This is a genomic window from Limnoraphis robusta CS-951, assembly GCF_000972705.2.
Map to the genome: position 1 here is coordinate 1 of NZ_LATL02000150.1, position 7,680 is coordinate 7,680.

Annotated in this window: 7 protein-coding genes and 2 pseudogenes; 2 read left to right on the forward strand and 7 right to left on the reverse strand. The window is 44.0% G+C overall.

From position 1 onward, the window contains the following. The 4 genes and pseudogenes from WN50_RS36210 to WN50_RS13305 all read right to left on the reverse strand — a co-directional run. Positions 1 to 335: pseudogene (locus WN50_RS36210) on the reverse strand (integrase); the annotation flags it as partial. A gap of 1 nt (position 336) precedes the next feature. Next, positions 337 to 833 (reverse strand): annotated as a pseudogene (locus WN50_RS37560) (Arm DNA-binding domain-containing protein); the annotation flags it as partial. A 115-nt stretch (positions 834 to 948) separates the two neighbouring features. After that, on the reverse strand, positions 949 to 2,781 hold the full coding sequence (locus WN50_RS13300) for a virulence-associated E family protein (RefSeq protein ID WP_235440951.1): 1,833 nt from the start codon (positions 2,779 to 2,781) through the stop codon (positions 949 to 951). Between the two features lie 1,421 nt (positions 2,782 to 4,202). After that, a complete protein-coding gene (locus tag WN50_RS13305) occupies positions 4,203 to 4,499 on the reverse strand; it encodes a hypothetical protein (protein WP_046281947.1) in 297 nt (98 codons plus the stop codon). A 142-nt stretch (positions 4,500 to 4,641) separates the two neighbouring features. Here WN50_RS13305 and WN50_RS36915 point away from each other — a divergent pair, with 142 nt between their 5' ends. Continuing rightward, the gene (locus WN50_RS36915; protein ID WP_281062693.1) at positions 4,642 to 4,770 is read left to right on the forward strand and encodes a hypothetical protein; all 129 of its coding nucleotides are present in this window, start codon (positions 4,642 to 4,644) and stop codon (positions 4,768 to 4,770) included. Between the two features lie 1,506 nt (positions 4,771 to 6,276). Here WN50_RS36915 and WN50_RS13320 read toward each other — a convergent pair. Genes WN50_RS13320 through WN50_RS35330 form a run of 3 tightly spaced genes read right to left on the reverse strand, consistent with a single transcriptional unit; the run spans position 6,277 to position 7,010 of the window. Continuing rightward, positions 6,277 to 6,474: a hypothetical protein gene (locus WN50_RS13320; protein WP_046282065.1), complete on the reverse strand. Its 198-nt coding sequence runs from the start codon at positions 6,472 to 6,474 to the stop codon at positions 6,277 to 6,279. A 4-nt stretch (positions 6,475 to 6,478) separates the two neighbouring features. Continuing rightward, entirely contained in the window at positions 6,479 to 6,730 is a 252-nt protein-coding gene (locus tag WN50_RS13325; protein WP_046282064.1) for a hypothetical protein, read from the reverse strand. Next, positions 6,723 to 7,010, reverse strand: coding sequence for a hypothetical protein (locus WN50_RS35330; RefSeq protein WP_200906275.1), 288 nt, complete (start codon positions 7,008 to 7,010; stop codon positions 6,723 to 6,725). The genes WN50_RS13325 and WN50_RS35330 overlap by 8 nt, the downstream gene beginning before the upstream one ends. Before the next feature lie 326 nt (positions 7,011 to 7,336). Here WN50_RS35330 and WN50_RS13335 point away from each other — a divergent pair, with 326 nt between their 5' ends. Further along, positions 7,337 to 7,552, forward strand: a complete 216-nt coding sequence (locus tag WN50_RS13335; protein ID WP_046282062.1) for a hypothetical protein — start codon at positions 7,337 to 7,339, stop codon at positions 7,550 to 7,552. Positions 7,553 to 7,680 lie beyond the last annotated feature (128 nt).

A 7,680-nucleotide genomic window follows, 5' to 3' on the forward strand; every position in this document is an offset into this window, starting at 1 on the left:
TAAAAACAGAAGGCAACGTAATAGTAATAATGAGGCTGTTGTGAGCGGGTTCTAAAAGCTTCTATGATGGCGTCTCGCTCAAGACTGGTGAATGGATTAATATCAGTTTCCTCATCCTCTGATTTCTTGATCCGCTTCCTGGCTTTCCCTGCCATTCCTTCAAAGGGTGAACGGTTCAGTTTGACTCGCTTAGATTCAACAGCCCACTTTAAGCAGGCGTTGAGCTGAACCATTAAGCGCCTGCAAGTGTCACCCGAAAGGGTTTGACTTCCCCAGTCCAGCATCTTTTGAGCATAACCAGTGCTTTCTAAGTTGGGGTCAGTATTTGCAAAAGGNCAGGCGTTGAGCTGAACCATTAAGCGCCTGCAAGTGTCACCCGAAAGGGTTTGACTTCCCCAGTCCAGCATCTTTTGAGCATAACCAGTGCTTTCTAAGTTGGGGTCAGTATTTGCAAAAGGCGATCGTTGAATGTGACCCAATATAACCAGATAATTACCTCTCCATGTTCCCGGTCGGACGCTTGAACGCCTAATTTCTATGTATTGTTCATAGAGTTTTACTAGGGTTTCTTTACTGGGTTTCTGTTCAGGAATGACTGTTTTTTGTGGGCGATAGCGTTCAAGAGTTGGGTCAAAGCGCTCGTAGAGAATATCAGCTTCAATCTGTTTAGCTTTGGCTTCTGCAAACTTGCGGTTATCGGGGGTGTCTTGTAGGTTCAGGTACAAATATCTCCGTTGTCCTTCACACAGATAACGGGGGATTGATAGCCGTAAAACTCCGTTGTAAGGCGACACCCCAACCTTACCCTTGCGGCGTTTGGATGAGTTGTTCATTAATTGTTTGTTGTATCTCTGACGGTTAAATCCGTTTAAGCTCGTTTTCTGGCAATATCAAAGGTTCAGTTTTATAACCCAAGTCCATTAGGNTTGTTTGTTGTATCTCTGACGGTTAAATCCGTTTAAGCTCGTTTTCTGGCAATATCAAAGGTTCAGTTTTATAACCCAAGTCCATTAGGACAATGTAGGTATGGATTTGACTTTTGTTTAATCCGTTGTATTTTTCAACAGAGCCGTAGCGACCTTTGAACTGCCCACCCACAATCGCAACTCTGTCTTTTGGGTCTAACTTGGGCTTGCTCATGGGGTGAATGTAGCCATCCTTGCGATAAATCCGACCTATTCCTTCAATTTTTTTGAGGAATGTCTCTACTTCCTCTGGATTATCTGGGAAGCGACTGAAGAACTCTTTCTGACTGAAACGTACACCTTCTAGCAAAGTTTCATAGAGGCTTTTCTGGATTTGAGTCTGGATCGGTTCAGGTGATGGTTGTGTATTTGAGATGTTTGGTTTTTGTGAAACGTTGATTTTTAGTGGATCAGGTGGATCAGTATCCTGAATTGCTTTGCTAGAGGGGTTTTTAAGGTGATCCACTTCTTTTTCTAGTGGATCACCTAGAGGTGGATCACTGGTATGGAGTGGATCAGTATTAGGTCGGCGCCAAGCTCTAGGCCTTTTACCGTTCTCAGACAGCCTCGTTCTACTCCAGCGTTCCCGCTTTAGCACTTTGGTGATGATTCTTGATATGGTCGCCTGGTCATTGACTCGGGTCGTATCAACAGATTGAATATTTTTGAGTATCCAGTCTATAGTGACTTCATTTTTATCAGAGAGCAGATTTAGGATTTCTTGTTCCAGGGGCAATTCATCTCTGAAGTCTTCATTGATCTCGTTGGATTGCTTCTGCTCAGATGCGGTCAACCACCAAATTTCCCCTTGACGATAGAGATGAACAGCAGCAGCCCAAATCTGATCGCGGTGTTCTTTGAGCCAGTCAATGTCAATTTCTGGTTTGTTGACCTCAATAATATTGAATCTCCGGCTGCCTGTATCATCCCGTAGAAAGTCGTCTGTGTTTGTGGTTCCGACAATGATAGCCCGTCTGGGTATGGGTTCACATTTACGTCCGTAAGGTTCACGGATTAAATCAACTGACGTTGAGAGAAATGACTTGATTTTTCCCACATCTTTCTTGCTGGTAATGCTTTCAAACTCGCTCCATTCACAGCCCCAGACGCGGTGTAGTTTTGCTACTTCATCTTTGTTTGAAATGTCTCCTACGTTGTCGCAGAAGTATTCTCGTCCAAACAACGTTTCCCAAGTTCTTGACTTGTTAATTCCCTGACGAGGACTCTGCAAAATTGTCACGGATTCACATTTGCATCCGGGGTCATAAACTCTCGCCACTGCACCAACAAGCGTCTTTTTGAAAATTATTTGATGTATGGGTTCATCCGTACCAAGCAAGTTTTCTGCCAGGTTGTCTAAGATTTTTGTGTCGCTGTATTGTTGAGCGCATTGGTCTAAATAATCCCTTACAGGGTCGTAGGCATTCTCTTTAGCCAGTTTTCGGATAATCCCCTCAACGGTTTTATCTTTCGCGTCAATTGTTATCCCAAAGTATTCGGAGATATCATCTTCTAGAAAGTCTAGATAAAAACGTTCTCCTTTGATGCCTAATTCTTCACTAAACAGCTCAATTTCTCTAGTACGTTCATTGAACCTCAATTGATTACCTATTACTTGTCTTGCTCTGTCGCGCTCCATTGCTATTTTAATGGCTTTATTGTCTTTGGCTCTAACGTTCTTGTCTGGTAGCTCTAAGGGTTGATTTTGTGGTTGTGGAGTGATGAGTTTTGCAGTCTTTTCTAACTGTTTAACTCGTTGGTCGGGTGTCAGTTCAACTTGCTCAATCCAGTCAGCAATATCACCTTTTTCTGGCATCTCTGACCACAGATCAACCGGGTTAATGACCGCAATGGGAAAGTCTATCTGTTGGGCTGCTTTGATGACTTTCTCTGCTTTATTGGTTCCGGCTTCATCATGGTCTGGAAGGTAGAGAANCGCAATGGGAAAGTCTATCTGTTGGGCTGCTTTGATGACTTTCTCTGCTTTATTGGTTCCGGCTTCATCATGGTCTGGAAGGTAGAGAAATCCTTTAACTCCTGAGCGTTTGAGTGTCAGCAGGTCAGCTAGGATGTCATCAAGCGTCCAGCTTCCCCCTTGCCAGGTGATCGTCACAATCTGATTCTGACGGGCTACCTCAACGCATTTTTCACCCTCAACGCCTAACACCCATTTACCCTTACCATGACGGATTGCCTCGTCAATCCGGTAAGCATTCCAGGGTAAGTCACCCTTACCTAATACCATCTCGGTGTCTTGCTGGTGATAGGGTAGGACTTTTTTACCAAGTCGCTGACTTCCCTCAAACTGCTCAAGGCGTCTCACTTCCTGTCCAGGTGCGTAGGGATAGACGGTGATAACTTGATTGCCTTTGGTGATGGGTTGAGGAATTTTAGGCGGTTCGGGTAGTCTTGCCAGTTCAATAGTTGGTTTAGGGGGTGAACTAGGGCGATAGGAGTAGCCGTTAGAATAGTCGCGGCGTTCTCTCTCATCTGCCGTCAGGATTTTAGCAATCAGCCTGGTATCTCCACAAGTCCAGCACTGATATTTTCTAGTCTTCTGATCAATGCTAAGATTGTGGCTATCACAGGCAGGGCAATGATACTTACCTTTTTCCTTGGCAGGTTCTAGCTTGCCTAAGTATTTGCGGATATCAAACTCGGAGGTAAACATTAGCGATTACCTCCTTTAGTTGTTGGAAAGTTTACAGTTTTTCCGATGAACGACTTAAAGGCTGTGTCGTTACATTGCTTTTTAAGTCTTGTTATGGGATAATTCATTGTATAATTAAACTCAGCAAATTTTTAGCCCATCTCTCTCAAATCAGAAGCGCAGAGTGATGGGTTTGACTTTGCTGGTCAAAAAGACGGTTAGGTGTCAACTGATGGGGACTATTTGGATATCCCATTCCTCGGAGTTCGTTACGCTCCTAGCTCGCCGGATTTCTCTACCGCTACAAGCTACCCGGTGGTAGTTACTATGTACTCACGAATAGAGAACCTATGTAATTTAAACCACTATTATGGACTTACAAAATTACTGTGTGCGTTAAGCTACTCTCGCGAGTATCGCAAGCTCTCTCTGTCAACCGTCTTTTACTATTTCTTTTTGACCAGCATACAACAAACCAGACCGAGAGGGAAGATGTATGAGTAAGAAATATCGTCAAAACAAGAAAAAAGGCAGTGAAAAGCCTGAAGCAGAGTTTTCCCCAGAGTTTTTAATAACTCCAGACCAAGCTAAGAAGCTTTACTACCTTTGCCTGGAATTACACGTCCGGGGGATGATTCAATGTCCTTCCCGGTATATTGATACGTCCAGTACACCATCTCGCCGAAGCTATTGCCGTGTATGAGCTGCTTGCAGGTTAGCAGTTTAGCGTCTTTCAACTCACCGATCAGGCTACGGATTTTGTAAGAGCTATCGGGCTGCATACACGGTTTGACTGAACTCCAGTTAAAGGGTTGTGGTTGTTCTTCCAAAAACCTCAGTAGCCCATAGGCTGCAATGCTAATTTTTTTGCCTTGTACTTCCATGTTGATTGGTTTCTACTGCCGATAAAAATGGATAGCCTTGTATAGTAGCGCGTTAGTCGTGTTTGGTGTAAGCAGAAATTCTGCTACAGAGTTATATACTGTTGTTATAGAGTTAAGCTCTACGTCACTGGAGTAATGCGTTATGCACGGTTATAATGAAAGGCTGATTCCTGTGATCATTGACCTAACTGAAGCCGCTACATCAGGACTGGTCGGGATTGAGAAGTGTTCTCACTGGCGACTCAAACATCCTCTCTACCCGTTAACCTGACCTCAAATCGGCTCTTAACTGAGTTCACATCAATCTTTAACTCAGCCTCAAGGTAAGCCCGTTGATATTGGCTCTCTCCCCTGTTGTTGTAATTGTCAGAGACCTGTAACAATTGGATGACGTTAGCACGGGCTAGGAGGTCAAAGAAGGCTTTCCAGTTCTCAATCTCTTGTTCCGTTGCAGTCAGTCGGATTTTGGCGGTCATGGTATCTCCTAGAGCGGGGTAGATTGTTTGCGATCGGGTTGAGCTTGAGCAGTTCTTCGTGTGAGTAACAGTTTNGCTTAAACAGTTCCTTGATTTCCTTTTTCGTTTCTCCAAAAGTTTGATTAAGGTAATAGTCCTCATCATAATCAAAGAAGTCATCAAAACATGACGGCTCAGGCTTCACAATCAGCTCTTTTTTGATGATTACGCAATTGTTGATGATGTAGGCGACAAGATCAAGTATTTGCTGATTGGTTTCCTGATTCTTCAAGCAGGCTTCTTCTGAAATCAAAACTTTACTCAATTTTCCGTTGAGTTCACTGATGAGAAGTACGCATTGACCAACAATATGGTAGGGCCAATCTGTGTCATCTGAAATTTGATTAATATCTCTCATTGTTCAATACCTCTTTCATTACAATCAACGTGAACAAACATCATTCAACCTCCAAATAATCAGTGTGGTTTTTAAAGCAAATTAGGGGTGTAAATCACCCCTATAAACTGCTTAGTTGTTGTCGTGTTCGTCTACCAACTTTGGTTCAATCACTTCTGAGAGAACTGGTGACGNAACACGTTTAATTCACTGTCTACCCGTTGCCGTTCACTGATGGCGATGGGTTTGTTTTTGTGGTTGGTGTCGTAGGCTAGGATACTACATCCAAGAGCGGTTGAGGATGCGACTGTCTTCCATAGAATGTCAAGCTTTGGTGACAACGAGAGAACAGATAACAGTCCGGCACAACCAAGCCAGAAACTAACCCGTCTATCAATCCTTTCAGGGATGGAGATTAGAGCCATGCTAGGTTCACTCCTGTGATTGCTGCAATCACCACAAAAGCAGTTTTAACCTGATGAAATCTGCTCTTGTTTGACTCGGCATAGTAGACCAGTAAACCGCCAATAATGATGGTTTTTGCGAGTAGTAAAACTACTAGCACCCACTGCCACCAAATCAGGTTGGGCTGAATCAATCGGGCTACCAGTAAGGCAATATTAAATGATGCCAAACTGAGGGCTATTAAGTCAGNAACGGACTCCAAACTGTCGGTATCAGCGCTGAACTTTCCCCGTTGTAAGGTGACTTGTTCTTTCAGGTCTTTGGCTTGCAGTTTGGCGGCTTCTACTTCCTCTGGTGTGAGGCGTTCAATCCCGGTGAAATTTCCTCGGTAGTGTTCAGCAAAGTTGTACTGATTGTTGCTGATTGGGGGCGCTGTGTTGGCACTCTGGAGAATGCTTTCAGCTTCACTCATGGACTGTGAACCGATTGACTTGTTCTGTTTCTTACCTAGTCCAAACATCTAATCAATCTCCTTAACGATTGCCGAAACTTTTGCAAAACTGATGGCTAGAGTCTCATCCCAGATTTCTGTCTTGGAGTACATTCGAGCCACTTTATCAATGTGTTGGGATGCCAACTGACCAACCGGGATTGAGGCGGCTTTTACCCACAACCAGAGTGCAAGCATAAAAGCGTTACCGAGTAAGAATTGAATCATTTAACTATCTCCGACGCTGAAAAGTGATGTGCTTTTTCAATTCACCTGTTGTTGGGTCAGCAAAATACTCATTCTCGGTTATGTCCCAGTCGTTGGCGTCACTGGGAAACGGGTTAGCATCTCCAGTTTCTGGCCCAAAATACCGGACTGTTTTCCCGGTTTCATTGTCAACAATTCTCATTCGTGAACCGTTTCTCTCAACAGTGTAGGGTTCATCACTGGGAGTTGTTTCCCCTCCAAAAAGCCAATTAAGCACTTTGGTTTCCTCCGAATGAACGCTTGAGAATGTCCTCAGCAGTTGTTGTGAAACTTTCAGCCAAGGGTGCGTACATCCGATAAGCAAGTTCGGTGCCAAACTGCTTGTTTTGAACTCCAACTTCATCGGCCATGATTAGCAGTTGAGATTTCAGATTGTTGATGGCTTGATAAGCATCTGGAACGGGTGCAAGCTCAGGCTGGTAGGGTTCAACTGAAACCAGAGCAGTTGGCTGGTTATTTTCTGAACGAATTGACCGTTGCCAATCTTCATAAGTCATGGTGCCTTCTTTCCCACAACAACTGAGGTAATCCAGTAGATAGCCGTAACCTTCCTCCGTCAGCAACTCCTCTTTCGTGAACTCATGGATCGTGGATATTTCTGTCCATGTGACCGTTTCCTTGACGCGGGACAAAGGAGACTTGCCGTCACGTCGAGACAAATGACCCTCACTTAATCCCGTTAGCTGAGAAATTTCAGATATGCTGTACATGGTATGTATGTAGGGTTTACCCGTTGTCAATGTACGATGTACACGCTCTCGTGTACTGATGTACATCTTACTTACTCGTGTTTAATATGTCAATCACCTGCAAGTAAAATATTATGGGTTCTAGACTTTCGGTAAGCTTGAGTGACGAAATAACAGAAGTGGTAAAGCTAGCTCTTAGCCTTTCTGGCAAGAGTCAGAATGCCGCTTGTACACAGTGGATTATGGAGGGTGCATTAAGAGAAATAGCCTTGTTTAAAAAAGCTCAACTCCTCAAAAAGCCAAACTTTCCGTATGAGCTACCAGACTCAGAGGATGAGCCAGATGAGTAATGCGATCGCATTTCCGGTTCAATGGCCCCCTTGTTTGGCGATCACTGTACATTGAAACACTGACTTTGCTGTATCGCTGTACATTGATTCATGTAAATGCGATCGCCCACCTGTTAACCTGAGAACAG

What these genes read in the sequence shown, in the direction of transcription:
- WN50_RS13300 (WP_235440951.1), bottom strand. Translation starts at nt 2,781, where the DNA reads ATGCCAGAAAAAGGTGATATTGCTGACTGGATTGAGCAAGTTGAACTG.
- WN50_RS13305 (WP_046281947.1), bottom strand. Translation starts at nt 4,499, where the DNA reads ATGGAAGTACAAGGCAAAAAAATTAGCATTGCAGCCTATGGGCTACTG.
- WN50_RS36915 (WP_281062693.1), top strand. Translation starts at nt 4,642, where the DNA reads ATGCACGGTTATAATGAAAGGCTGATTCCTGTGATCATTGACCTAACT.
- WN50_RS13320 (WP_046282065.1), bottom strand. Translation starts at nt 6,474, where the DNA reads ATGATTCAATTCTTACTCGGTAACGCTTTTATGCTTGCACTCTGGTTG.
- WN50_RS35330 (WP_200906275.1), bottom strand. Translation starts at nt 7,010, where the DNA reads ATGACTTATGAAGATTGGCAACGGTCAATTCGTTCAGAAAATAACCAG.
- WN50_RS13335 (WP_046282062.1), top strand. Translation starts at nt 7,337, where the DNA reads ATGGGTTCTAGACTTTCGGTAAGCTTGAGTGACGAAATAACAGAAGTG.